The following is a 24,021-nucleotide window of genomic DNA, read 5'->3' as shown; positions in this document are numbered from 1 at the left end:
TGCCGTTGCGAGGGTGTCCAGGTCTTTCGTCACACATTGACATTGGGCGCCCTCGTGCCATGTCCGCAGGCGAACCCTTGGACTCATTCATCTAGTGCGCCGACGGCCGGGGGCCGGTAGTGGGGCCGCCGATCAGGTTGCCCAGGCTGAGCCAACACCAGCGGGCGTCGGGGATTGCCTGCTGGGGTTCGTCTGGCACGAGTGCCTCTCCTCTCCGCTGGTCGGCTTGGGCTTGTGGCAGGCGCACCCGCAGGGTGTTGCAGGGAGAGTCGCCGGGATGCGGCAACACCCGTGGACCTCCGCGTACGCGGGGTCGGCGCTTGCGAGGCGGCAGTACGGGCACGTCCACGCCGGGGCGCGGTGCCGGCCGGGGAGTTGTTCGAGGGGCGGTGGGGGCGGGGCCGGCTGGCGGTCCGTATCAGTCCGGCCCCTGCCGTTGGGCGCGGCGCACGGCCGATAGGACTTCGAACGGGTCGAGGTGCTTCGGGAAGCTGGGCGCACAGCCCGGGCATGCGTAATGCCTGCGGCCGGCGACGCTCCCGCCGTGCTCCATCCCGACGATGACCGGCTCGTTGGTCGGTCGGTCGCAGCGGGCGCAGATCTGGGACGTCACCCGAGCTCCACCTCCTCACCGGGACCAAGCTCAGCGACGACCGCCCGGATCAGGGCTTCGCGCAGCCGGTCCTCGTCCGTGAGATAGCGGTCCGGGCCCATCGGGACGCGCCGTGCAGGGGGGCCTTGCGTGCGCGTGATGGGGGGCACGCCTACGTAGGTGATCTCGGCATGATCCGCGCCGAGTAACTGAACCTGCCGGATACGCCGCCAACCCCTGGTGCTTCCCGGCCGGACGAGCCAGCACAGCTGGGCGTAGTCGGCGATCACAGCACCAGTCGCGCCGAGCAGGGCCAGCGCGCGTTCACCGATCGGCGCCGGGGCCCTTACGGCGTCCCAGTGCGCGCCAGCCTCGACAAGCTCTACGTAGTCGCGCGGCGGTGTCCACGGCTGGACTCTTGTCGTCAAGGTCGGCTCCCCGTACAGACGGTGTTCTGACCGTCACAGGCTGCCGACCTGTCCAGAGCTCCAGTTTCACAAAGTGTGAAACTCCGCGTCCTTGACAGCCGCTGCTACAACCCCATCCAGTGGGCGAGGTTGGAGAGCGTCTCGCTGCTCTGCCGCTCGGCTCGGCGTAGCGCCAGCACCGTCTCCCGCGCATGCGGGTGGAAACGCGCCTGCTGCGGAGCGGCCTTCCTGGCCCTGTGCAGCGATGCCTCTGAACCGGCCCGGTCACCCGTCCACAGCTGCGCCCGGCTCAGGTCGATGAAGTGGTGGCCGACACGGTCCGGGTACGTCCGCGTGAACTCCCTGGAGAACCGCACGTTCCGCGCCGACTGCACCGCCGTCCCGTACTCGCCCAGCTCGACTTCCATCGCGATTTTGTGGATGGCGGTGTTGGTCGGCCCGAACGACAGCACGTAGTTCTGCGTATCGCGCCCGAGGCGCTGCGCGGTTTCGTACGCCTCCGCCCACTCGGCACCCGCCTGGTCGCTGTCCTGGCTTCGGGCCGCGAGCATCGTGGCGCGCAGGCGCAGGTTGCCCTGCACGCAGAGAGCCGCCACCTCGCCGGCGGCAGCCGCCTCTTCGACCTCTGTGTTGAAGCAGCTCTGAGCCCGTAGGTAGGCAGTGAGCGTGACCATGTACGGGTCATCGCTGCGCTCGGCACTGTGGGACATCCGGGCCAGGATGGTGTTGCCCAGGTCCAGGTGGCCGAGCTTGTGCGCCACGTCGTGCACGCAGCGGTAGGTGTAGGCGAGGAGTCGGTGCGCGCGGCCACGGTCGGCGCCCTCGTAGCGGTGAGACGCCTCCACGAGTTCGTCGATGAGTGCGGGGGCCTTCGTGGCGACGTCGAGATATGCGGCGCTACGGCGCAGGCTGCCGAGGTGGTTGACGTCCTTGGTGATCTCGGCCAGTGGTCGCGGTGGCACCGCTTCGTCGAGTGCGACGTCCCCCCGGTTCTCCAGGCTCGCGCGGATCGCGGCCAAGGGTGCCCCGAAGCGCTCGACGCGGAGTGCGTCCGTGTAGGGCTGGCCCATCAGGGTGCTGCTCTCTATGCCGAGGGCGCGGGCGCAGGCGGCGATAAGGGCGGGAGAGGCGGGGCGGTGGCCGCTTTCGACCTTCGACAGGATGCTGAGCGATACGTGAGCGCGGCCGGCGAGGCCGCGTTGGGTGAGATGGGCGCGGGTGCGCTCTTCGGCGATGCGTGTGCCGATGTGCGGGCTGTCCTTGTCGGGCATACCGGCTCCCGTTCTGACTCGACACCAGAACGGTACCGGTGGGGAGGCGCGGGGGGTACGCCGATCAGCCTCCAGGGCCATCCGTCGGCCCGGACGATGCCCGAGGGGGGGGGAGAGTGGGAGCAATGGCGACACGTGGACCATCCCCGCGGGTGCGGGGAGCAGTTCGGCACAGGACCTCCTGGCCGGCTCAGGTGAGGACCATCCCCGCGGGCCAGCGCCACCTCGGCCGCGCCCGCCACGTCGGGGTCCTCGGTCAGCCGGCGATAGAGGTCGAGCACGCCGGGGCAGCCCTCGGCGGCAGTGACTCGGACGCGGAACTGCACGGCACCTACCCCGATGTGATCCTATGGTGGCCGCCGATCGTAGCGCTCTCGCTAGGGGGTTGGGGGTGTGCTCGATGCGCCCCCCGTGGACGCGGCGGACACGGTGCCGTACAGGCTCAGCGTCATCGACACCCTGCCCCAGTCGTCGCGCATGATGACGTGTCCTTGGTACCGGGTGCCCGCTTCGGCCGACGGAGGGGGATTGAAGCTGACGGTGTACCGGCAGTGGCCTGAGGCCGGGGTCGCCCGACCGGGATGGGGGGTCTTCGGGCAGGAGATGACATCCACGCCGAATGCGTCGCGGTCGGGGTCAGCCTTGTCGACCGTCAGGGTCCTCTCGTCGTCGCACTCCCAGAATTCGCGCCATTCGACCTCGTATGTGGCTCCGCCGCCTGCCGGCACCTCCAGGAAGTCGTGCCCGCCCAGTTGATCGGGCCGGCAGCTGACGGGGGCCCGGCTGGAGCCCGTGGGCGGAGATGAGGTGGCCCGGATGGTCGGAGGGGGCGTCGCGGGCTTCGTCGGGGGGCGGGACGTACGGCCGGGCGACGGGGGACGGACGCGGGTCGGGGCGGTCGTGAGGGTGGGGGTCGAGTGGAGGGGCGAGGCGCCGGTCGGGGCCAGGAGCGTTACCTGCGCGCTGGGGCTCGGCTTGGCCTTCGGCGAACCGTCGCCCGCGGTGGCGAGGCCGGCGAAGACCCCGCCGACCACTAAGGCGGCTACCGCCGCGGTGATCGCGACCGGGTTGGACGCGACAGCGGCGAGCCCCGTTTTCCCGGCCGCCGCGCCGCCGTGACCCGCGGCGCCGGCGATATGGCCGATCACGCCCCCGGCGGCCAACGACGCGCCGGCCGTAGCCAGGACCGCCACCCCCAGCGACCGCTTGCGCACCTCCTCCTCCTGGGTGAAGTACGCCTCGTCCGCGGCCGAGCCCAGCGCGCGGGCCGCGGCCGCGCCCAGGTCGAGCACCCGGTGCCAGGCGCCCCAGCGCAGCGAGCGGGCCAGGGCGGGGGCCGTCGTACGGGCCAGGGTGCATACGGCCGCATGGTCGCCGGCCCGTGCCGCCGCCGCGAGGACGTGGCAGATCACGGGGGCCTCGGCGGCGATGTCATGGCGGGTGGCCGTCGTCGCGGCCCAGGCCGTCAGCGGGTGCGCCAGCTCCGCCGCGTCCCGCGCCGGGCCGGTCCGCTCGGCGACCAGGTGGGCGACGCGGCCGGTGGTGCGGTAGCCCGTACCCGAGGAGGAGACGAGGGCCAGGGACGTCAGCTCCGTGGCCGCGGTCTCGCCCGCACTCCTGCCCGTACTCCCCTCCGCACTCCCCGCCGGCATCGGCAAGAGCACCGGCAGCAGCTTCGGCGACAGCGACAGCGGGGCCAGCGCGTCCAGCAGGCGCAGTAGTACGGACGCGGCTTCGCTGAGCCCGTTCGCGAGCCCCGTCACCCGCGCGCCCTCATCCACCTCGAAGGTCGCGTCCGCCGCCGCCTGCACCAGCGTCAGCGGATGCCCTCGGACCGCCGTGACCAGACGTCTGGCCGCGTCGCGCTCCTCGTCGCGCAGCGGCCGTCGCAACTCCTCCCCGAGCAGCGCCAGCGCGGACTCCTCCTGCAGGCCCTCGAGGCGCAGCGCCCGTCCCTCGTCCCAGGCGTGGCGCTCGGCGGTGGCCAGCAGCACATCGCAGCCGGGCGCGGCATCCATCAGTTCGGCCAGCTCGGCGGTCGAGCCCTGGAAGTCGTCGATGACCAGCAGCGCCTGCACCGACCCCATCAGCCGGCGCATCCTGGCCGGCTCCGGCTTGTAGTCCTCCGCCTCGTAGCAGGCGTGGAAGATCTCCTGGACGAGGTCCTCGGCCGGCACGCCCGCCGCCGGGAGATACACCACGTCTCTGCCGCTCGCCGTGGCATCCGCGGCGTAACGGCGCAGTAGTACGGACTTGCCGACCCCGGGCAGGCCGTAGACCTGCACCGGGTAGCCCTGCCCCAACCACCGCTCCAGCGCGGCCAGCTCATGATCACGACCCAGCAGCCGGGGCGCGCGCTCGGGCAGTGCGCGGCCCGCGGGGCGGGGGCGCCGCCGGGTGGGCGGCGGGCCCTCGCTCCGTAGGCTCACGGACGAGCCCCGCGCGGCGTTGATCACGACGTTACGGTCGCCGACGACGACCTGGCCCTCGACATCGCCGTGTACATGGATGCCGTGCGTACCGGCCATTGGGCTGCCCCTCCCCCGTAGCGCCAACCCAGGGTGGAATTTATAGCAGCCAAACGCTCTATTCAGATCTTAATGTTCTTTATTGCCCGAAACTGTCCGGTGGATTTCGTTCACTACCGGCCCGGACCCTTCCCCCATGCTCGCCGCACGCGCCTGACTCGTCGGGCAGCGTGCGTGAGCACAGGGGATGGGTGTGGATCGTGCCTGGGCTGTCGTTACGAACGGCCGTGCTCGCCCTTGCCGTCGTGGTTGCCGTGGTCGTCCTGCTCCTGAGTCGTGCTCAGCACGCAGCCGGTGTCCGGATCGATCCGAACCTTCTTGACGGTGTGGTCGCACTCGACCTCGACGACCCACACCAGGGTCTTCTTCTCGTCCTCGTGGCGCCGGTCCTTGCGCTTGTCGTCCTTGCGCTTGTCGTCCTTGCGCTCGTCGTCCTTGCGCTGGTCGTCCTTGCGCTCGTCGTCCTTGTGCTGCTTGTCCTTGCGCTGGTCGCCCTTGCGCTGGTCGCCCTTGTGCTGGTCGTCGTTGCGCTCGTCGTCCTTGCGCTCGTCGTCCTTGCGCTGGTCGCCCTTGTGCTGGTCGTCGTTGCGCTCGTCGCCCTTGTGCTGGTCGTCGTTGCGCTCGTCGTCCTTGCGCTCGTCGTCCTTGCGCTGCTTGTCCTTGCGCTCGTCGTCCTTGCGCTCGTCGTCCTTGCGCTGGTCGCCCTTGCGCTCGTCGTCCTTGCGCTCGTCGTCCTTGCGCTGGTCGCCCTTGCGCTCGTCGTCCTTGCGCTCGTCGTCCTTGCGCTGCTTGTCCTTGCGCTCGTCGTCCTTGCGCTGCTTGTCCTTGCGCTCGTCGTCCTTGCGCTCGTCGTCCTTGCGCTGCTTGTCCTTGCGCTCGTCGTCCTTGCGCTCGTCGTCCTTGCGCTGGTCGCCCTTGCGCTCGTCGTCCTTGCGCTCGTCGTCCTTGCGCTGGTCGTCCTTGCGCTGGTCGTCCTTGCGCTCCTGGCCCTGGTGCTGGGGGTCGTCCTCGGGGCAGTCTTCCTCCAGCTTGGCGCTGACGGCCTTGCCTCCGACCTCGCACTCGGCGATCTCGATGGCCTTGCGGAGCGTCACCGGGCCGTTGTTGTTCTGCTCCTCGTCGTGGCGAGAGGACTCCATCTGGTGGGCGGACTCGTCCTGGCGAGCCGACTCGTCCTTGTGAGCCGACTCGCCCTTGTGGGCCGACTCATCCTGGCGAGAGGACTCCTTCTGGTGGGCGGACTCGTCCTGGCGAGAGGACTCGTCCTTGTGAGCCGACTCGTCCTTCTGAGCCGACTCATCCTGGCGAGCGGACTCGTCCTTCTGAGCCGACTCGTCCTGGCGAGCGGACTCGTTCTGGTGAGAGGCGTTGTAGATGATTACGGGGCGGGCGACGTTGCGGTTCTGCGACTCGTCATCCGACTGCGCCATCTCGCCGGACTGGGCCGACTGGTCGCGCTGCGCCATCTCCTCGGGCTGCGCCATGCCGCGCTGCTGGTAGCCATTCCCGTACTTCCCGTTGTCGCTGTGCTGGCCGTGGTCCTCGCGCTGGCCGTGGTCCTCGCGCTGACCCTCGTCCTCGCGCTGCCCGTGGTCCTCGTAGCGACCGTGGTCCTCACTCTGCCCGTTGTCGTCCTTGTGACCGTTGTCGTCCTTGTGGCCGTTGTCGTCCTTGTGGCCGTTGTCGTCCTTGTGGCCGTTGTCGTCCTTGTGGCCGTTGTCGTCCTTGTGGCCGTAGTCGTCCTTGTGACCGTAGTCGTCCTTGTGACCGTAGTCGCCCTTGTGACCGTAGTCGCCCTTGCGGCCGCTGTCGTCCTGACGCCCGTAGTCGCCCTTGCGGTCACTGTCGTCGTGGCGGCCCTTGTCGTGCTGCCCGTTGTCGTGCTGCCCGTTGTCGTGCTGCCCGTTGTCGTCGTGCTGACGGGCATCCCCATGGTCCTGGTGACACTCGGTGCTCGACGCCTGGGGGCTCGGCGTGCTGCTCGCGGCCCACGCGGTACCCGGGGCACCGGTCACCAGGGCCGCCGCCGCAATGGCACCTGCGGAGGCAACGCCCCAGCGGCGGAAGGACCGACGGGACCGCTGCACGAATCTGTTCTGCTGCGTCATGACCTGAATTCACTCCTTGGGCATGGGGATGCTCCTTCACCGGCGGCGCGCCGGACGCAGTGGACCCTTCCCCGAGGTCATGAGCCCGTAGCGGTTTCCGATCTCCAGTCCCCCGATTGGCTGCCAATAATGCCGTCATATCCTGCGTATGGATCACGCGCACGCAGCACCGTCCGCACCACGTCGTCACGTCGCCACAGGAGGGCCGATGACCACCCGTACCGCAGTCATCACCGGTGCGAGCAGCGGGATCGGGGCCGCGACCGCCCGTCGGCTCGCCGCCGCCGGATTCCGGGTCGTGCTGGCTGCCCGCCGTAAGGACCGCGTCGAGGCGCTCGCGGCGGAGCTGACCGAGGCCGGTCACGAGGCCGAGGCGTACGTCCTGGACGTCACCGACCGGACCGCCGTCGAGAGTTTCGCCGCCGGCCTCGACCGCTGCGACGTCCTCGTCAACAACGCGGGCGGCGCGATCGGCTCTGAGACCGTCGCGACCGCCGACCCGGCCGACTGGCGGGCGATGTACGAGGTCAATGTGGTGGGCGTGCTCCAGGTGACCCAGGCGCTGCTGCCCGCCCTCACCGCCTCCGGCGACGGCACGGTCGTCGTGATGTCGTCCACGGCCGGCTATGTCGCGTACGAGGGCGGCGGCGGTTATGTGGCCGCCAAGCACGGCGCCCACGCCGTCGCCGCCACCCTCCGTCTGGAGCTGTGCGGCGATCCGGTGCGGGTCATCGAGATCGCCCCGGGCATGGTCAGGACGGACGAGTTCGCGGTGAACCGCTACCGCGGCGACGAGTCCAAGGCCGCGGCCGTCTACGAGGGCGTGGCCGAGCCGCTGACCGCCGACGATGTCGCCGACGCCGTCGAGTGGGCGGTCACCCGCCCCGCCCATGTGAACATCGACATGATGGTCATCCGCCCCCGCGCCCAGGCCGCCCAGCACAAGGTGCACCGCGAGAAGTGACGCCGTGGGCCGGACCCGCGAGAAGTGACACCGTGGGCCGGACCCGCGAGCCCTGAGCCCGCGAGTACCGGCACCGCCAGCCCTTGTAGTCGCGGAAGTAGGTGTGTGCTTCGTCCACGATGAGCACGGTCAACGGCCAGGCGGCCGAGGGCTCGACGTGCCACATGTTCTTCACGCCGCCGTCGGCGACGGCGTACTGGATCGCGGCGGACGGAGCGGTGTCGCAGATGATCCTGGTGATCTACGCCATGTGGTGTACAGCAAGCTCAGGGCGCGCGTCGCTGACGGTGCGTTCAAACGGGAGGGCATCGTCAATTCCGCTACCGGACCAGCAGATTGGTGCTCCATGACCGGGTGGTACGCGAATCCCCGGCTATGTCCGATACTTTCTGGCTCGCGCTTGGTTCCATAGGCACCGCCGCCAGCTTCGGTGTGATCGCCTGGCAGTCGGCCCTCACACGCAAGGCCGTCACGGTCTCGCATGACGCGCTGGAAGTGGCGCAGAACGCCCTCGTCATCAACGAGGCCGTTGCCATCGACGCCGCCCGCGCGCGGCTCGATGCCCAGGCTCCAGCGGTGAGCGTGCGTCTCACAGACGTGCAGTGGCCCCCGTACGCCTGGTCACACGTCGGGATGCCTGTCAATCCGTGGCCTGCGGGCTACGAGTGGCACTTCCCGGAGAAGCAGGATGAGCGGACCGTTCTGCAGGCCCGTGTCGTGGTACAGAACCACGGAAACCGCCACGTCAACGTCGAGTACGAGGGCGACCTGGTCCGCGAGGTGGAGCACCGCCCTCGTCCTACCGCGTCGCACGCCCTGTGGCCCCACCAGGGCAACGGCGTGAGCCCCAACCTCTTCCTGCACAAGGAATTCACGATCAAGGAGCTCTCGGAGAACTACGAGGCGAGCCTGGAGGGCCGCCCTCTGCCGCACCGGGTGACAGGCATCATCACCGTGCACGACAGTCGGGATAGCGGCGTCACCGACAGGTGGGAGCTTGAACTGACCGGCTGCCCGGTCCGGCCGCACCAGAGCCGTACGGGCGTCTGGCTCATCGACACCGACACCGACACCGGCTCCGAAGCTCTGGCGTTCGCCTCCCACCCGGCGTTCGAGCGCACCTACTGGATCTCGCGTCAGCGCGGGCAGCGCCTACCCGATCCCACGTACGGCCCCGGAGGCAGGATCGGCAACCGCAGCCTGCCTCCCTCGTCGTCCCCTCAACTGCCGTAATCAGCCCTGGCGTCAGCTACGACGGCGGGGCCTCCCGCAAGTTTCCGGACGTCGCCCTGGCGCTCCCTGCAGGCCGCCGGAAGGGTAGTCGACGTGGCTCACACGGTATGAGATCCGGTCACGGAGCGACCGCACGGACGAGGAGCGTCCCGATGTGCCCTGGGTGAGGCGCGTCGAGGACCTCTGCGTCGGCTGTGGCGAACCCAGCCCGGGTGAGTAGGCGCTCCCACACGGCCGGGCGGTAGCTGTAGCGGTAGGCGAACATCGCCTTGCCCGCGAAGCCTCCCTTGTACATGCCCTGCGGCCCGTACGCGCCGGGGATGGCTGGAGGCTGCGAGAAGACGAAGACGCCGCCGGGCTTGAGCCGCTGGCGGACGAGCGGGAAGAGACGGCCCGGGTCGGTGAACCATGCGGCACCGAAGATGGAGTAGACGGCGTCGTACACGTACTCGTGCTCGCTCAGGTACTCCAGGACCTCGGCGCACACGAACGCCGCGCCGGTGCTGGCCCACTTCGCGGTGGTCTGCTTGACCATGACGGGAGACAGGTCAACACCGTGAGCGGTGATGCCGCGTTGAGCGAGGAAGGCGAGGGCGCGACCGGTGCCGCAACCGATCTCCAGCACGGAGCGCGGGTTGCCGAGCAATTCAGCGCCGGGTCCGTGATCGGCGTACTGGGTCCAGCAGAAGCTCGGCTCGGCGTCGTCCTTGAAGGCGGAGGCGGCGTAGGCGTCCCACAGTTCGGTCTCAGCGGCGATGTCATGTTGTGCGGGCAAGGCGGTTCCTCTTTGCAGGGTGGGCCCCTGCCCTCCGGGGGATCGAGGACAGGGGCCAGCGTAGGGCGGTTCAGTGGCTGTCCGGGACCTTGTTGTCGCACGGCGAGCAGTCCGTGCCGTCGATCGCCCACAGCTCCTCGTCGATGTCGAACCCGATGGACTTCAGGAAGTCCGCGGTGCGCACGCACAGCCCGTCGCGGCGACGCTCGATGAACGGGGCATGGTGCTTGTAGCGGCCCTCGTTGTACACGTCGCACAGAGCCCACCACACGGGTGTGTCGAGGATGAGCTGGTGAACACCGATGTCGACGAGCTTGCCGACACCGAGTGGACCTCGGGGTGTTCCATGCAGCCGACGGTGTACATGACGGCGTTGCCGAGGATGCGTTCGGCCATGTCGCGGACCATCGTGTGGTCGCGCAGCAGCAGGGCGACCTCGCGGTCCCACACGGTCATGCCGCTGTCCAGCACGTTGACAGTCAAGTGCTTGATGTGCGGCTGGACGGCGTTGAGCAGTTCCTTCGGGTCCCGCGTGCGGGTGCTCGCGGGCCGGTCGAGGATGGCGGTCATGACGTACTCCTTCGAAGGGTGGTCGTGCCGTGTTGAGACGAGCCCGCTCCTGTTCATGGCTGAAAGAGCGGTGCGGGCGCCCTTACAAGTCCCGTTTCAGGGGGCCTCTTGGGCTACCGAGCGGAACAGGGGACTTGGGTAGGGTCCTGGCAGTGGTAGGCGTGGCAGTGGCAGGTGCAGCGGTGAATGAGCAGGACACCGGTGGCGCCGGGCAGCGGGACATCGTCGATCTGGCGGCACTCCAGGTGCAGGTCCTCGTAGCCAGGGCGGGCAGCGACAGCGCACTCCGGCGACAGCAAGAGGGTGTCGCCGGACGCGCTCACCGCCCCGCCCTCACGGCCCGGTGCTGCAGGCACGTGCAGGGAGGAAACTCCTGCCCAAGACTTGTCGCCGTCTCGGCTTCTGCGCCCTCGAATCCGTGAGTGCCGGTGTCGCTCGTGACGTGGCCCTCGCGGGTCACGGTGTAGACCCTCAGCGTTATCTTGGGCGGGACCCCGCCGTCCTCGGTTGGCGTTCCTGCGCCGCTCATCCTTGGCCCGCTCGCCGGAGTGCCTCTGCCAGGCGCACGGCCACATCCGCGCGTACGCGCCCCAGGTCCACGAGCCGGAGAGTGGGTGAGCCGGCATCGACTGCGAGCGACGGCAGGACGATGCCTGCCTGAGGAAGTGCCGTCCTCAGAGACTCGGTGGCCGCGAAGGGATCGACGTCCTGCAAATCGTGTGCTGCAACCATGAACGGGACGGTAGGGAAGGAAAGTTGGCGGACGCCATGGAAGTTGCGCAAAGTTGCTCTACCATCCAGGGAGGTTGCGCAAGGTTGCTGATTAGGCCGACGGAAACCCCGGCACAGGACGTTGACCTCGGGGAAGCTTGGGAGATCAGTCCCCCCATGGGAAGGATGTGATCATGGCCCGACGACTGCGTTTCAACGGCACGGGCAGCGGCGTCAACGGGTGCCCGTCCATTCACGAAGACCTCGACACGGGTGAGGTCATCGTGCACGGCCCGGCCCTCACAGACCCTGACGACATCGCCCAGCTCCGGCACCTGAACGAGGGTGAGGTACCGATCGTGGTGCCACGCGAACTGCTCGTCGACTTCGCCCCCAAGGAGGTCACCCGCTTGTCAGACATCATCGGACTGGACGAGTTCGACCGGCTCTTCACGCAGTTCGAGCACACGGCATGGCGCCTGGAGACGCGGCGCCGGTACGCGTCCGACGAGCTCACGGACATGTACGCCCAGTTCAGCCGTGGAGGACCTGTCAACTGGGAGGGAGTCGACGCCGAGTGGTGTGCGGAGCGCCGCGAACAGATCGCGCTCGGCAAGCGGTTCGAGCGTGTCCGCATCGTCGACGACCCGCCCACGGCTGGCCAGCTCTATCTGCTCGTCAACGCCCGTCGCAACAGCGCCGTCGGCGAGAAGATCCTCAATCTCTGGCGCGCGGACGCCGATCGGCCCGGCCTGCCCGCCGAAGATTTCTGGATCTTCGACTCCCGGCTGGTCGCGCTGCTCAACTTCGACGACGCCGACAACCTAACGTCGAGCTGATCACGGAGCCTGCGGCGGTGCTGCGGTACTCCATGGCGCGTGACGCGGCGATGCATCATGCCATCCCGTACGAGGAGTTCGCGGCATGGCTGACCGCGAAGGAGGACTGAGGCAGGTGCGTACCGGTGAGCACGGACTACCAGCAGGCACGAGAAGCACTCGGGGTACGGCTGCGCGAACTCCGGCTCTCCGCTCCTGGGGGCCGGCTCACCGGCACTGAGCTCGCCGAGCAGTACGGGTGGAACAAGTCCAAGGTCAGCAGGCTGGAGAACGGCAGGCAGACTCCAACGCCCGATGACCTGCGCAAGTGGGCGGAGGCGACCGGCCAGCCCGAGGCGTACGACGAGCTGCTAGCGCGCCTCCGGGGCTTCGAGTCCCACATCCGGTCATGGCGACGGCAGCTGGCCTCCGGGCACAGGGCAGTCCAGGACACCCACCTGAGCGCTCATGCCGCCGCCTCCGTGTTCCGTGGCTGGGAGTCCTCGATGATCTTCGGGATTCTCCAGACCCCGGACTACGCCCGATCGATCTTCACGAGGTACGCGGAGCTACAGCGATCGCCGCGCGACACCGAGGAGGCAGTTCGGTCCCGCATGAAGCGGCAAGAGGCGCTATACGACTCCTCAAAGCGTTTCCACCTCATCATGTGGGAGGCCGCCCTTCATGCCTTGGTCTGTCCGCCGTCGGTGCTTGCGGCCCAGCTCGACCGCCTCGCAGGAGCCGTCGGCCTGGACACCGTAGAGCTGGGGATCATCCCGATGTCCGCCTCCCTCAAGATCCCCCCGGCCACCGCCTTCTGGATCTACGACGACCGCCAGGTGATCGTCGAGAACTGGCACGCGGAGTTGTGGATCGACGATGAAGCCAGCGTGGACACGTATCTGCGGACCTGGAAGACGCTCCGAGAGTCCGCCGTGTACGGCGTTGACGCGCAGAACCTCATCAATGCAGCGAGACGGGAGTTGAACTCACGCTGAGGCCGACACGTCCGAGAAGCAGTCCCTGGGCCACGAGCGGATCGCGTCGGCGGTGGCCCATGCCCTCCACCTCCCCGGCAACGACGCCACCTGGACGCTGCCCCTGCCCCCACAACCGCCCCCCACCGGCCGCCAGGCCGCTGCCGCCGAACTGCGCTGGGCGGTGTCGCGCGGGGCCTCGGGGAGAAATCCGGCTCCCAGATGGCTCCCAACGGTGGCCCTCAACCCTTAGCCGGGAAGGGCTTACGGGGCCTCTTGGCGGCTGAGGGCTCGGCCGACTCCAGGCTGCTACATGCCGAATCATGCTGCCGCTGAGCGGTGTACCCGTACCTCGTTGCGCCTGGCTCTGTGCTGAGGCTGGCCGGGGGCTGGTTTCTCGGAGTACTTCTTCCGCTGTCGGGTGCCCCATGACCCAGCCGCGCAGGATGTCGGGGTCGACGTACCGGTAGCTCTGGGGCGGGTGGAACGAGCCTCCAGCACGGAGGTGGGCTAGCGGAACTGGATTGGAGAAGGGTCTGGCGGCATCACAAGCCCAGCGACTGGCGACTCGGCTGCCAAGTACCTCCATGCAACGTCCGGCGAAAAGAAGCGAGTTGGAGTCGTTGTTGTCACGCTAAGGCGGCCGAGCAGACAAAATCCCCGGACCGTGGCCAGTCCCGGGCACACCGATCAAGTGCGGTCCTGCAGATCAGCCCTTCACGCAGATGATCTGCTTGAGCTTCGCGACCACCTGCACCAGGTCCCGCTGCTGCTCCATGACCTGTCCGATCGGCTTATAGGCGGCCGGGATCTCGTCCACCACGCCGGAGTCCTTACGGCACTCCACGCCCCGCGTCTGCTCCTCCAGGTCTCGAGTCGAGAACTTCCGCTTCGCGGCGTTCCGGCTCATCCTCCGGCCGGCACCGTGCGAGGCGGAGTTGAACGACTTGGGGTTGCCCAGGCCGCGCACGATGTACGACTCCGTGCCCATCGAGCCGGGGATGATCCCCCACTCCCCCGAGCCCGCGCTGATGGCCCCCTTGCGGGTAACCAGCAGATCCATCCCCTCGTACCGCTCTTCACTGACATAGTTGTGGTGGCAGCTGATCACACCAGGGCGGTACTCGACGGTCCTCATCTGACCTTCGGCATCTTCCTGCCGGCAGGAGATAACAGGATCGAAGACCGGCCGGGCCTTCTTGAACTCCTTGCGCACCACGTCCTGGAAGAGCGCCATCATGATCGCGCGGTTGTACTTGGCGTACTCCTGCGCCCAGAAGAGATCGTGCCGGTACGCCGCCATCTGCGGGGTGTCCGCGATGAAGACGGCCAGGTCGCGGTCGATCAGATCCTGGTTGTGCGGCAGCTTCCGGGCCTCGCCGATGTGGTACTCGGCAAGCTCCTTGCCGATGTTGCGGGAGCCGGAGTGGAGCATCAGCCAGACCGAGCCGGAGTCATCGAGACAGAACTCGATGAAGTGGTTACCCGACCCGAGCGAACCCATCTGCTTCGCCGCCCGCTCCTGACGGAACCTGACCGCTTCGGCGACTTCCCCGAACCGCGCCCAGAAGTCGTCCCACCCCGCCGTCGGAAACGCGTGCAGCCGCCCGGGATCCACGACGTCGTCGTGCATGCCGCGCCCCACCGGAATCGCCTGCTCGATCTTGGACCGCAGCCGCGACAGGTCTCCCGGCAGATCGTTCGCCGTCAGCGACGTCTTGACCGCCGACATTCCGCAGCCGATGTCGACCCCGACCGCCGCCGGGCATACCGCGCCCTGCATCGCGATCACCGAGCCGACCGTGGCGCCCTTTCCGTAGTGCACATCCGGCATCACGGCGAGACCCTTGATCCAGGGCAGCGTGGCGACGTTCCGCAGCTGCTGCATGGCGACGCCCTCGACCGTCGCGGGGTCGGCCCACATACGGATCGGTACCTTCGCCCCGGGCACCTCGACGTACGACATGTTTTACTCATTCCCCCGTAAAAGACAGAAAACGCAAAAGCCGGGCCTATGCCCCATAGGCGGCGGTCGACCGGCAGGCACATCAGTGCGTGCGGTAGACATTGTGTCCAGCCACCGCCCACGGGCGGCAAGCAGTTTTCCCCGCTCGAAGGGACACGGACAGTGCAGCCAGCGCAGCGAAGGGCGTACGGACGGCGCGCCACCCCGGCCGTCGCCGTGCTCATCACCGTGCTCGCCGCCGCCGGGCTCAGCGGATGCACCGGCTCCGACTCGAAGCCCGGCAAGGACGACGGCGCCTCCGACGACTCCGGAACGGCGGTCTCGGCCGAGCCCGGCCGCTATCGCACGCTGCCCGAGGCATGCGGCGCCGTCAGCCCCAAGACCCTCCGCGCCCTGCTGCCCGGCGCCGCCGAGGACGACAGGGCGTACGAGGGCCAGGCCGCTGTGACATATGACATAGACCGGCGCGACGGCTGCCGCTGGAAACTGGAGACGGCGGGCGGCACCCGCTATCTGACGATCGACTTCGAGCGCGTCGTCTCGTACGACCCCTCGGTCAGCGATGACGACCGGGCGCGGGAGACCTACGAGCAGAAGGCCGTCGCCGCGCATATCCCGGACGCCCCGAGCACCCCCTCGGCCTCCTCCTCCGGCTCGCAGGACGGGAGCGGCGGGGCCGCCTCCCCGAGCCCCGGTTCCAGCGAGAGCGGCAAGGACGGCAAGAGCGGCGGCAAGAGCGACACGGCCGGCAAGACGCCGGGCGACGACAGTACCCCGGGCTCCGGGTCCGGATCCGGGTCCGGGTCCGGCTCCGCGTCCGGTTCCGCCTCCGACGACGCCGGCAATAGCGCGAGCGACGACGGGAGCTCCGGGAGCGCCGGCACGTCGGACCCCACCGCCCCGCGCCGCCTGGACGACCTCGGCGACGACGCCTTCCTCAATGACCAGCTGATCACCAAGGACTCCGGCATTCACCGCGACATCAGCGTGGTGTTCCGGTCCTCGAATGTGATTGCCACCATTGAGTACGCCCAGTGGACGACCAACAAGAAGCACATTCCCGACAGCGAAGAACTGCAGCAAAACGCGCAGGACTTGGCCCAGCAGCTGACCGGCCGGCTCAAGGAATAGCACGCCGGCGGACGCCTCCCGGATTCCCCTGGGACACCCCGCGAAGACCTCGAAGATTGGGACGCCCGCGCATCGGCCGCGTACCGTGCCGACTAATGACGCGGGCGGCACGTCCGCCCATCGACAGAGAATTGAGCGAAGGACCCATGCACCGTTCAGCCCCGCGACTCGCCCGAATACTCGCCTGCGCGACCGTACCGGTGGTGCTCGTCGCCGGCTGCTCCTCCGGCTCCGGCAAGGACAAGAAGGACTCGGAGAGCTCATCGAGACCGGCCTCGCCCAGCGCTTCGCCGTCCGTTGCGGCCGCAAAGTTCAGCAAGCTCCCCGATGTCTGCTCCTCCCTGTCCGGGAAGACGATCGGCGATCTTGTCCCCAAGGCGCAGAACAAGAAGGGCAAGGCCCTGCCCTCCGCCGACACCAATTCCTCGGCCAACTGCCTGTGGAACGGCCTCGACGGGTTCAAGTACCGGTCGCTGTCCGTCTCCCTCAAGCTCTTCCACTCCGACGCGGGGCTCGGCTCCGGTGACAAGCGCGCCGGGGAGTACGCCGCCCAGCAGGCGAGCAAGGCCGCCACGGCCGGCGCGGTGAAGGACCCGAAGACCGGGAAGGCGGCGGGCATCGGTGACGAGGCGACCACCGTCAGCACCAAGGAGAAGAAGGACGGCGACGACTTCCGGAACCAGACGGTCGTGGCCCGCACCGCCAATGTCGTCGTGACGGTCGAGTACGACGGCGCCGGCTATGAGACCGCGAAGGCCCCTGACGCCGCCGGGCTGCTCAAGGACGCCAAGTCCGCGGCCAAGGAGGTCGTCGGATCCGTCGCGAAGGGCGCCCAGGGCACCGCGTAACGGCCTGCCACGCCCCCCTTCCCGTCCACGGCGCTTGACGTGTATGCGACCCTGAGCGCGCCGATTGCCGAGGACGGGGAGGGATCGCGGGTGGCCGCGATGCAGCTGACACGTACGCACCGCATATTGATCGGTGTGGTCGTCGCCGGAGCGGTGGTGATCGCAGCGATCGGTTTCGCCGGCTCCTACACCGCCGTGCGCAATCTCGCCCGTGACAAGGGCTTCGGCGGCTTCGCCAACGTCTTTCCCATCGGCATCGACGCCGGGATCGTGGTGTTGCTCGCCCTGGATCTGCTGCTGACGTGGATCCGTATCCCCTTCCCCCTGCTGCGCCAGACCGCCTGGCTGCTGACCATCGCCACCATCGCCTTCAACGGCGCGGCCGCCTGGCCGGATCCGCTCGGCGTCGGCATGCACGCCGTGATCCCGATCCTCTTCGTCGTCTCCGTCGAGGCCGCCCGGCACGCGGTCGGCCGGATCGCCGACATCACCGCCGACCGCCATATGGAGTCGGTCCGCATCGCCCGCTGGCTGCTCGCGCCCCTGCCGACCTTCCGGCTGTGGCGCCGGATGAAGCTGTGGGAGCTGCGCTCGTACGACGAGGTCATCAGGCTGGAGCAGGACCGGCTGGTCTACCGCGCCCGGCTGCGGGCCCGCTACGGGCGCGCCTGGCGCCGCAGGGCGCCCGTCGAGTCGCTGATGCCGCTGCGGCTGGCGCGCTACGGGGTGCCGCTGGCCGAGACCGCACCGGCGGGGCTGGCCGCGGCGGGGCTGGAGCCGATCGCGGTCCTGCCCGCCGCGCTTCCGGCGGGCAGGACGGGCGAGCGCGCGAACGGGACGGCGGACGGGACGGCGACCGGGGCCACGGACGGGACGGTGCGGGGCGCGGCGCTCCAGGGCCCTCAGAGGGCCGCTGACGGGACGCCCGGAGGCCCGGCCGGAGCCGAGGCCGTGGCTCCCGCAGGGGCCCAACAGCAGCCGCAGGAACTGCCTCAGGAGCTGCCCGTCCCCGGGTACCCGCAGCCCGCCGCGCAGGACCACGACGGCCGGGCCCCCACCGCTTTCGATCCGGCCGCCGCCCACCCCGTGCCTCCCGGCCCGCTCGAGGAACCCGCGCAGCCGCAGGTGACCGTCCCGGTCGTGCCCGGCGGCCGGGTGCGCCAGCTCGGCGGCCAGGGCGTGGGGACCACCCAGGGCATGTATGTACCGGGGCAGCGCGAGCCGGAGGCGTATGCCGAGTACGAGGAGCCGGTCGGGCCGCGGGTGAACCAGCTGCCGGAGGACATCCCGCGCGACGAGGTGTACTACGGCACCTTCCGCCAGTTCCTCGCCGACAACGCCCGCTTTCCCTCGGCGTACCAGTTCGGGCAGCGGCTGCGCGAGGCGTACGGCGTCACCGACCTCAGCAACAACGAGCTGGCCGTGCACGTGAACGACTTCAAGGAGCGCTACCGCATGGAGATGGAGGCGGAGCACATCCCGTAGGCCACCGGCAGACGGGCAGCAGGCCGGACGGCGCCGGGCGGGCCGATCCGGCCCGCCCGGCGCACGGGTCCCGCGAGGTCAGGCCGCGAGCAGCTTGCGCACCCGGTCCGCCCCCACCGCCAGCAGCAGCGTGGGCAGCCGGGGACCGGTGTCCCGCCCGACCAGCAGGGTGTAGAGCAGCGCGAAGAACGACCGCTGCGCCACCTTCAGCTCCGGCGTCGGCTTGGCGTCCGCCGCCAGCCCGGCCTGGAGCTTGGGCACCCCGTAGACCAGGGTGGTCAGCCCGTCGAGCGACCAGTGGTCGTCCAGCCCGTCGAGCAGCAGCCGCAGCGACTCGCGCTCGGTCTCGCTGAGCGACGCCAGCCGCTCCGTGTCCGGCTCCTCCCGCACCCTGGTGCGCTGATCGGCCGGGACCTGGGTGGTGATCCAGCGCTCGGCCTTGTCGAGCCGCGGCCGCGTCTCGTCCAGGGACGTCACCGGGTTGTCCGGGTCGAGCTCGCTGAGGATGCGCAGCGTCTGCTCGTCGTGCCCGGTGGTGATGTCCACCACCGACGCCAGCGTGCGGTACGGCAGCGGGCGCGGGGTGCGCGGCAGCTCGCCCGCGGCGGTGCGGGTCGCGCGGCTGTACGCGGCGGCGTCCCCGGGCTGGGCCGTCCCCTCGCTGATCTTGCGCTTCAGCGCGTCCCACTCGTCGTAGGTCCGCTGGATCTCCTGATCGAAGGCGATCTTGAAGGACTGGTTCGGCCGGCGCCGTGCGTACAGCCAGCGCAGCAGCGGGGCCTCCATGATCTCCAGGGCGTCGGCCGGGGTGGGCACACCGCCCTTCGAGGACGACATCTTGGCCATGCCGCTGATGCCGACGAAGGCGTACATCGGGCCGATGGGCTGTTCGCCGCCGAAGACCTCGCGCACGATCTGCCCGCCGACCACGTACGAGGAGCCGGGCGAGGAGTGGTCGACGCCCGACGGCTCGAAGACGACGCCCTCGTACGCCCAGCGCATCGGCCAGTCGACCTTCCAGACCAGCTTGCCGCGGTTGTGCTCGCTGAGCAGGACGGTCTCGGCGTGGCCGCAAGCGCAGGTGTAGGCGAGCTCGGTGGTCTCGTCGTCGTACGAGGTCACCGTGGTCAGATCGCGCTCGCAGACCGAGCAGTACGGCTTGTACGGGTAGTAGCCCGCGGTGCCCGCGCTGCCGTCGTCCTCGGCGGCGGCGCCCGAGCCCTCGGCGGCCTCCAGCTCGGCCTCGTCGACCGGCTTCTGCTGCTTCAGGTCCGGCTTCTTCGCGCCCGGCTTGTCCTTGGTCCGGTACCGGTCCAGCACCGCGTCGATCTCCCGGCGGTGGCGCATCGCGTGCAGGATCTGCTCGCGGTACGCGCCCGACGTGTACTTCTCGGTCTGGCTGATGCCGTGGAACTCGATGCCCAGCTCGCGCAGCGCCTCGATCATCGGCGCCTTGAAGTGCTCGGCCCAGTTGGGGTGCGGGGACCCGGGCGGGGCCGGGACCGAGGTCAGCGGCTTGCCGATGTGCTCGGACCAGGACGGGTCGATCCCGGCCGGAACCTTCCGATACCGGTCGTAGTCGTCCCAGGACAGGATGTGGACGCATTCGTACCCGCGGCGCCGGATCTCGTCGGCGACCAGGTGAGGCGTCATGACCTCGCGCAGATTGCCGAGGTGGATCGGGCCGGACGGGCTGAGGCCCGAGGCGCAGACGATCGGTTTGCCGGGGGCGCGGCGCTCCGCCTCGGCAATGACCTCGTCGGCGAATCGGGAGACCCAGTCGGTCTCGGTGCTCTGAGCCACGGTCGGCACTTCCTTCCTTGCGGTCATGGCACCGACCATTGTCCCAGACGGAAAGGGGGCTTCCGGAGTTACCCACAGGGGAGGCCGACGGACCGCACAGGTTATCCACAGCGCCGCACAAAGGGTTGGACACGCCGTGAAATACTGGGTTGCCAACTGAACCCACTATCGGAACGGCACCTCCCATGGCCTCGGTCCCCTCGCTTGCCGCTACGGTCCACCAGCGCATCGCGGACGCCCTCTCGGCTGCCCTGCCGGAGGCCGCCTCCGCGGACCCGCTGCTGCGACGAAGCGACCGGGCCGACTTCCAGGCCAATGGGATGCTGGCGCTGGCGAAGCGGCTCAAGGGCAATCCGCGCGAGCTCGCGTCGAAGGTCGTGGACCGGATTCCCGTCGCCCCGACCTCCGCCGATCCCGATGAGGTGATCGCGGACATCGAGGTCTCCGGCCCCGGCTTCCTCAACATCAGCATCGCCGACTCCGCCATCACCGCCACCCTCGCCGCCCGCGCCGCCGACGAGCGCCTCGGCGTTCCGTACGCGCCGGAGGCGGGCACCACCGTCATCGACTACGCCCAGCCGAATGTGGCCAAGGAGATGCACGTCGGCCATCTGCGCTCGGCGGTGATCGGGGACGCGGTCGTCCGGATCCTGGAATTCACCGGCGAGAAGGTGATCCGCCGCCACCACATCGGCGACTGGGGCACCCAGTTCGGCATGCTCATCCAGTATCTGATCGAGCACCCGCACGAGCTGGACCACAAGGACGCCGCCTCCGGCGAGGAGGCGATGTCGAATCTGAACCGCCTCTACAAGTCGGCGCGCGCGCTCTTCGACTCCGACGCGGAGTTCAAGGAGCGGTCCCGGCGGCGGGTGGTGGATCTCCAGGCCGGTGACGAGGAGACCGTCGCCCTGTGGCGGAGGTTCGTGGACGAGTCGAAGATCTACTTCTACTCGGTCTTCGACAAGCTCGACATCGAGATCCGTGACCCCGATGTGGTCGGCGAGTCGGGCTACAACGACATGCTGGCCGAGACCTGCCGGCTCCTGGAGGAGTCCGGGGTCGCGGTCCGCTCCGAGGGCGCGCTGTGCGTCTTCTTCGACGACGTCAAGGGCCCGGACGGCAATCCGGTGCCGCTGATCGTCCAGAAGTCCGACGGCGGCTTCGGCTACGCGGCCACCGACCTCTCCGCGATCCGCGACCGGGTGCAGCAGCTCAAGGCCGACAGGCTGCTGTATGTCGTGGACGCCCGCCAGGCGCTGCACTTCAAGATGGTCTTCGAGACCGCCCGCCGGATGGGCTGGCTGAACGAGCGGGTGCACGCCGTCCAGCTCGCCTTCGGCACGGTCCTCGGCAAGGACGGCAAGCCGTTCAAGACCCGTGCGGGCGAGACGGTGCGGCTGGAGGACCTGCTGGACGAGGCCAGCGAGCGGGCGGTGGCCGTCGTCCGCGAGAAGAGCGAGAAGCTCGGCCTCACGGAGGAGGAGATCCTCGAGCGCGGCGGGCAGGTCGGCGTCGGCGCGGTGAAGTACGCGGATCTGTCCACGTCGGCCTCGCGCGACTACAAGTTCGACCTCGACCAGATGGTCTCGCTCAACGGGGACACATCCGTCTATCTGCAGTACGCGTACGCCCGTATCCAGTCCATCCTGCGCCGCGCCGAGGCGGACCAGAAGCCGGTCGCCCACCCCGAGCTGCCGCTGACCCCGGCCGAGCGGGCGATGGGTCTGCATCTGGACGACTTCGCGGAGACGGTGGCGAGCGTCGCCGCCACCTATGAGCCGCACAAGCTCGCCGCGTATCTGTACCAGCTGGCGTCGCTCTTCACGACCTTCTACGACCAGTGCCCGGTCCTGAAGGCGGAGGGCGGCCCGGCGGTCGTGGAGAACCGGCTGTTCCTCTGCGAGATCACGGCGCGGACGCTGCGGCAGGGCATGTCCCTCCTGGGCATCCGCACCCCCGAGCGCCTTTGAGCGCTCCCGCACGCCCCCCGCGCGGCGGTCCTGATCTTTCCGATCGGGGCCGCCGCGTGGCTGCTTTGGGGTGCTTTGCCCGGCGGAATCGTTACTGAGCCCCTCCTCATCGATATCGCCGAGACGGTGTTCCAGAACCCTCCGGGATACCGGGCCGAGATCCTCGGAGGACAGCTGATCGTGACGCCCTCGCCGACCCTCCCCACGCGGAGTCGCTCACCGACGTCATGGACCCGCTCCCCGCCGCCAAGCCGCGTCAGGGCGAGACCCGCGTCGTCCAGGCCGTGGGCGTCTGGCTGCCGACCGGCGACGAGGACTACGCCATCCCGGACCTCTCGATCGTGGACGCGGACTTCCGGGACAATATGGCGCAGTACAACTGCGTCGACCCGGCCGTCTTCCGCGTGGTTTTCTAGCTCACCTCGTCCAACTGGCGCGACGACCTGGACCGCAAGCCCGAGCACTATGCGGTGCGGGCGTTCCGGTGTACGTCATCGGCGACCGCAAGCACGGCGAGGTCATCGTCCTCACCGACCCGCACGACGGCGAGTACCGCACCCGGTCCGTCCACCGCCCCGGCGAGTCCTTCGTCCTGCCCGAGTCGGTCGGCGCCAAGGTCGAGCTGGAGGTCGACTCGCTCCTGTCCGAGTGAGCGCGCCCCGGTCATCCGCCTAGTCCCGGGCCGCCGGGCAGGAGGTGTCGTGTTCTGGGCGGTTGCCGTTGAGCAGGAAGTCGGTCACCGCGGCGTCCGCGGCGTCCGCGGCGGACGCCGTACCGAGGAAGGAGGCGGTGGCGGCGGTGGCGAGCGCCAGCGCGGCCGTCTTGCCGGTCATCAATCTCATGCCCTGAGCCTCGCCGAACCGCCCGCCCGTTCCCATCCGGTCGCCCGGCCACCGTGCCCTGGGGATAACCCCCTGTGGCCGGTCCGCCCCCCCTACGCTGTGAACTCATGGACCACGGAGGTCGGTTACCACGGCGGTACACCCTGGCCAGGGAGAAGCGGTCGCCGCGCCGGGGGGGAGGTCGACTGGCCCGATGTGCGGCGGACGGCGTTCGCGCGGGCGGCGGGGGCCCGGAAGCCCAGCGAGACCTATGCCGCGATTCAGGGAGCCGTGGCCGCGCTCGGGGAGAGCCACACACATCGTGTACGTACTATTTCCGACAGACTTCCCAGGACGGGACAACCTCCTGTCGCCGCCGCCGGTCAAACCCCATGCGTTACCCGTTATCGACTACTTGGGGGTTGGCTATGCGACGGTGGGGGACCGGGCTCGCGGCGATGGTGCTGGCCGGCGGCGGGCTGGCGGTGACGGCCGGGACGGCCGGGGCCGTTACGGCGTCGTCGGCGAAGGCGGCCGCGGCCTGTGAGACGGGCTGGGGCAGCGGCGAGAAGACGGCTCAGGCGGCGGGGCACAAGCCGCTGGAGAACATCAGGACCGGTCAGCACGCGTGCTACGACCGCATGGTCTTCGACGTCAAGGGCGGCACGGCCGCCGATCGCGTCGGCTATCGCGTGAACTACGTCGACACCCTGTACCAGGACGGCTCGGGCGAGGCGATTCCGGTCGGCGGCGGGGCTGTTCTGGAGATACGCGTGGCCGCGCCCAGCTATGACCCGGAGACCGGCGGGGAGTCGTACCCGGGGCGGGCGCGGAAGCCGCTGCCGGGTGTGGACATCACGGGCTACAAGACCTTCAAGGACACGCGGTTCGGCGCCAGCTTCGAGGGCGACACCCAGATCGGTCTGGGCGTGCGCGCCCGGCTGCCGTTCCGGGTGTTCCAGTCGGGCGGGAGTGTCGTGGTGGACGTGGCGCACTCCTGGAACGCGGTGCGCTGAGAA

General features: G+C 69.3%; 21 protein-coding genes and 3 pseudogenes. 13 read left to right on the top strand and 11 right to left on the bottom strand.

Annotated elements, in window-relative coordinates:
* Positions 1–609 precede the first annotated feature (609 nt).
* From ABZS71_RS30045 to ABZS71_RS30030, 4 genes are all read right to left on the bottom strand, one after another.
* The gene (locus ABZS71_RS30045; RefSeq protein WP_356215102.1) at positions 610–1,020 is read right to left on the bottom strand and encodes a hypothetical protein; all 411 of its coding nucleotides are present in this window, start codon (positions 1,018–1,020) and stop codon (positions 610–612) included.
* A gap of 104 nt (positions 1,021–1,124) precedes the next feature.
* On the bottom strand, positions 1,125–2,291 hold the full coding sequence (locus ABZS71_RS30040) for a helix-turn-helix transcriptional regulator (RefSeq protein ID WP_356215100.1): 1,167 nt from the start codon (positions 2,289–2,291) through the stop codon (positions 1,125–1,127).
* A gap of 377 nt (positions 2,292–2,668) precedes the next feature.
* A complete protein-coding gene (locus tag ABZS71_RS30035) occupies positions 2,669–4,819 on the bottom strand; it encodes a hypothetical protein (protein ID WP_356215098.1) in 2,151 nt (716 codons plus the stop codon).
* A 215-nt stretch (positions 4,820–5,034) separates the two neighbouring features.
* Positions 5,035–6,927: a hypothetical protein gene (locus ABZS71_RS30030; protein WP_356215096.1), complete on the bottom strand. Its 1,893-nt coding sequence runs from the start codon at positions 6,925–6,927 to the stop codon at positions 5,035–5,037.
* Between the two features lie 208 nt (positions 6,928–7,135).
* Here ABZS71_RS30030 and ABZS71_RS30025 point away from each other — a divergent pair, with 208 nt between their 5' ends.
* The 3 genes from ABZS71_RS30025 (at position 7,136) to ABZS71_RS30015 (ending at position 9,124) form a co-directional block, all read left to right on the top strand.
* Positions 7,136–7,891, top strand: coding sequence for an SDR family NAD(P)-dependent oxidoreductase (locus tag ABZS71_RS30025; protein ID WP_355860142.1), 756 nt, complete (start codon positions 7,136–7,138; stop codon positions 7,889–7,891).
* A gap of 119 nt (positions 7,892–8,010) precedes the next feature.
* Positions 8,011–8,241, top strand: a complete 231-nt coding sequence (locus ABZS71_RS30020; protein ID WP_356215094.1) for a hypothetical protein — start codon at positions 8,011–8,013, stop codon at positions 8,239–8,241.
* 25 nt (positions 8,242–8,266) lie between these two features.
* Positions 8,267–9,124, top strand: coding sequence for a hypothetical protein (locus ABZS71_RS30015; RefSeq protein ID WP_355860146.1), 858 nt, complete (start codon positions 8,267–8,269; stop codon positions 9,122–9,124).
* A gap of 118 nt (positions 9,125–9,242) precedes the next feature.
* On the opposite strand, the gene ABZS71_RS30010 is transcribed toward ABZS71_RS30015, so the two are convergent.
* From ABZS71_RS30010 to ABZS71_RS29995, 4 genes and pseudogenes are all read right to left on the bottom strand, one after another.
* A complete protein-coding gene (locus tag ABZS71_RS30010) occupies positions 9,243–9,899 on the bottom strand; it encodes a class I SAM-dependent methyltransferase (protein ID WP_356215092.1) in 657 nt (218 codons plus the stop codon).
* 70 nt (positions 9,900–9,969) lie between these two features.
* Positions 9,970–10,469: pseudogene (locus ABZS71_RS30005) on the bottom strand (hypothetical protein).
* Between the two features lie 113 nt (positions 10,470–10,582).
* A complete protein-coding gene (locus ABZS71_RS30000; RefSeq protein ID WP_355860152.1) occupies positions 10,583–10,825 on the bottom strand; it encodes a hypothetical protein in 243 nt (80 codons plus the stop codon).
* A gap of 169 nt (positions 10,826–10,994) precedes the next feature.
* Positions 10,995–11,201 carry a hypothetical protein gene (locus ABZS71_RS29995; protein ID WP_356215090.1) on the bottom strand — a complete coding sequence of 69 codons (207 nt, stop codon included), beginning with the start codon at positions 11,199–11,201 and terminating at the stop codon, positions 10,995–10,997.
* A gap of 173 nt (positions 11,202–11,374) precedes the next feature.
* On the opposite strand from ABZS71_RS29995, the pseudogene ABZS71_RS29990 reads away from it, so the two are divergent.
* The 3 genes and pseudogenes from ABZS71_RS29990 to ABZS71_RS29980 form a co-directional block, all read left to right on the top strand.
* Positions 11,375–12,129 (top strand): annotated as a pseudogene (locus ABZS71_RS29990) (DUF6879 family protein).
* A gap of 15 nt (positions 12,130–12,144) precedes the next feature.
* Positions 12,145–12,996, top strand: a complete 852-nt coding sequence (locus tag ABZS71_RS29985; RefSeq protein ID WP_356215088.1) for a helix-turn-helix transcriptional regulator — start codon at positions 12,145–12,147, stop codon at positions 12,994–12,996.
* A gap of 25 nt (positions 12,997–13,021) precedes the next feature.
* Positions 13,022–13,159: pseudogene (locus tag ABZS71_RS29980) on the top strand (SGNH/GDSL hydrolase family protein); the annotation flags it as partial.
* Positions 13,160–13,684: 525 nt separating this feature from the next.
* Here the strand turns inward: ABZS71_RS29980 and ABZS71_RS29975 are convergent.
* Positions 13,685–14,941: an RtcB family protein gene (locus ABZS71_RS29975; RefSeq protein ID WP_356215086.1), complete on the bottom strand. Its 1,257-nt coding sequence runs from the start codon at positions 14,939–14,941 to the stop codon at positions 13,685–13,687.
* A 162-nt stretch (positions 14,942–15,103) separates the two neighbouring features.
* Here ABZS71_RS29975 and ABZS71_RS29970 point away from each other — a divergent pair, with 162 nt between their 5' ends.
* The 3 genes from ABZS71_RS29970 to ABZS71_RS29960 all read left to right on the top strand — a co-directional run bounded on the left by ABZS71_RS29970 (position 15,104) and on the right by ABZS71_RS29960 (position 18,405).
* Complete coding sequence (locus tag ABZS71_RS29970) at positions 15,104–16,072, top strand: DUF3558 domain-containing protein (RefSeq protein ID WP_356215084.1); 969 nt, start codon at positions 15,104–15,106, stop codon at positions 16,070–16,072.
* A gap of 146 nt (positions 16,073–16,218) precedes the next feature.
* Positions 16,219–16,920: a hypothetical protein gene (locus tag ABZS71_RS29965; protein WP_356215082.1), complete on the top strand. Its 702-nt coding sequence runs from the start codon at positions 16,219–16,221 to the stop codon at positions 16,918–16,920.
* 99 nt (positions 16,921–17,019) lie between these two features.
* The gene (locus tag ABZS71_RS29960) at positions 17,020–18,405 is read left to right on the top strand and encodes a DUF2637 domain-containing protein (protein WP_356215080.1); all 1,386 of its coding nucleotides are present in this window, start codon (positions 17,020–17,022) and stop codon (positions 18,403–18,405) included.
* Positions 18,406–18,483: 78 nt separating this feature from the next.
* Here the strand turns inward: ABZS71_RS29960 and lysS are convergent, their stop codons facing one another.
* Positions 18,484–20,235: a lysine--tRNA ligase gene (gene lysS, locus ABZS71_RS29955; RefSeq protein ID WP_356215078.1), complete on the bottom strand. Its 1,752-nt coding sequence runs from the start codon at positions 20,233–20,235 to the stop codon at positions 18,484–18,486.
* A gap of 158 nt (positions 20,236–20,393) precedes the next feature.
* Here lysS and argS point away from each other — a divergent pair, with 158 nt between their 5' ends.
* From argS to ABZS71_RS29940, 3 genes are all read left to right on the top strand, one after another.
* Complete coding sequence (argS, locus tag ABZS71_RS29950; protein WP_355858470.1) at positions 20,394–22,181, top strand: arginine--tRNA ligase; 1,788 nt, start codon at positions 20,394–20,396, stop codon at positions 22,179–22,181.
* 227 nt (positions 22,182–22,408) lie between these two features.
* On the top strand, positions 22,409–22,597 hold the full coding sequence (locus ABZS71_RS29945; protein WP_356215076.1) for a hypothetical protein: 189 nt from the start codon (positions 22,409–22,411) through the stop codon (positions 22,595–22,597).
* Between the two features lie 68 nt (positions 22,598–22,665).
* Positions 22,666–22,833, top strand: a complete 168-nt coding sequence (locus ABZS71_RS29940; RefSeq protein WP_356215074.1) for a hypothetical protein — start codon at positions 22,666–22,668, stop codon at positions 22,831–22,833.
* 19 nt (positions 22,834–22,852) lie between these two features.
* On the opposite strand, the gene ABZS71_RS29935 is transcribed toward ABZS71_RS29940, so the two are convergent.
* Positions 22,853–23,023: a hypothetical protein gene (locus ABZS71_RS29935; protein WP_356215072.1), complete on the bottom strand. Its 171-nt coding sequence runs from the start codon at positions 23,021–23,023 to the stop codon at positions 22,853–22,855.
* A 407-nt stretch (positions 23,024–23,430) separates the two neighbouring features.
* Between ABZS71_RS29935 and ABZS71_RS29930 the strand changes: the two genes are divergently transcribed.
* A complete protein-coding gene (locus ABZS71_RS29930; RefSeq protein ID WP_356215070.1) occupies positions 23,431–24,018 on the top strand; it encodes a hypothetical protein in 588 nt (195 codons plus the stop codon).
* Positions 24,019–24,021 lie beyond the last annotated feature (3 nt).

Origin of the sequence: Streptomyces sp. NPDC005393, from assembly GCF_040606675.1 — a bacterium.
In the GTDB taxonomy this organism is placed as follows: Bacteria; Actinomycetota; Actinomycetes; order Streptomycetales; family Streptomycetaceae; genus Streptomyces.
Note: the sequence above shows the minus strand (reverse complement) of the source record. Positions and strands in the feature narration are given on the sequence as shown.

What these genes read in the sequence shown, in the direction of transcription:
- ABZS71_RS30040 (WP_356215100.1), bottom strand. Translation starts at nt 2,291, where the DNA reads ATGCCCGACAAGGACAGCCCGCACATCGGCACACGCATCGCCGAAGAG.
- ABZS71_RS30035 (WP_356215098.1), bottom strand. Translation starts at nt 4,819, where the DNA reads ATGGCCGGTACGCACGGCATCCATGTACACGGCGATGTCGAGGGCCAG.
- ABZS71_RS30030 (WP_356215096.1), bottom strand. Translation starts at nt 6,927, where the DNA reads ATGACGCAGCAGAACAGATTCGTGCAGCGGTCCCGTCGGTCCTTCCGC.
- ABZS71_RS30025 (WP_355860142.1), top strand. Translation starts at nt 7,136, where the DNA reads ATGACCACCCGTACCGCAGTCATCACCGGTGCGAGCAGCGGGATCGGG.
- ABZS71_RS30020 (WP_356215094.1), top strand. Translation starts at nt 8,011, where the DNA reads ATGAGCACGGTCAACGGCCAGGCGGCCGAGGGCTCGACGTGCCACATG.
- ABZS71_RS30015 (WP_355860146.1), top strand. Translation starts at nt 8,267, where the DNA reads ATGTCCGATACTTTCTGGCTCGCGCTTGGTTCCATAGGCACCGCCGCC.
- ABZS71_RS29995 (WP_356215090.1), bottom strand. Translation starts at nt 11,201, where the DNA reads ATGGTTGCAGCACACGATTTGCAGGACGTCGATCCCTTCGCGGCCACC.
- ABZS71_RS29975 (WP_356215086.1), bottom strand. Translation starts at nt 14,941, where the DNA reads ATGTCGTACGTCGAGGTGCCCGGGGCGAAGGTACCGATCCGTATGTGG.
- ABZS71_RS29965 (WP_356215082.1), top strand. Translation starts at nt 16,219, where the DNA reads ATGCACCGTTCAGCCCCGCGACTCGCCCGAATACTCGCCTGCGCGACC.
- ABZS71_RS29960 (WP_356215080.1), top strand. Translation starts at nt 17,020, where the DNA reads ATGCAGCTGACACGTACGCACCGCATATTGATCGGTGTGGTCGTCGCC.
- lysS (WP_356215078.1), bottom strand. Translation starts at nt 20,235, where the DNA reads ATGACCGCAAGGAAGGAAGTGCCGACCGTGGCTCAGAGCACCGAGACC.
- argS (WP_355858470.1), top strand. Translation starts at nt 20,394, where the DNA reads ATGGCCTCGGTCCCCTCGCTTGCCGCTACGGTCCACCAGCGCATCGCG.
- ABZS71_RS29945 (WP_356215076.1), top strand. Translation starts at nt 22,409, where the DNA reads ATGGACCCGCTCCCCGCCGCCAAGCCGCGTCAGGGCGAGACCCGCGTC.
- ABZS71_RS29935 (WP_356215072.1), bottom strand. Translation starts at nt 23,023, where the DNA reads ATGAGATTGATGACCGGCAAGACGGCCGCGCTGGCGCTCGCCACCGCC.
- ABZS71_RS29930 (WP_356215070.1), top strand. Translation starts at nt 23,431, where the DNA reads ATGCGACGGTGGGGGACCGGGCTCGCGGCGATGGTGCTGGCCGGCGGC.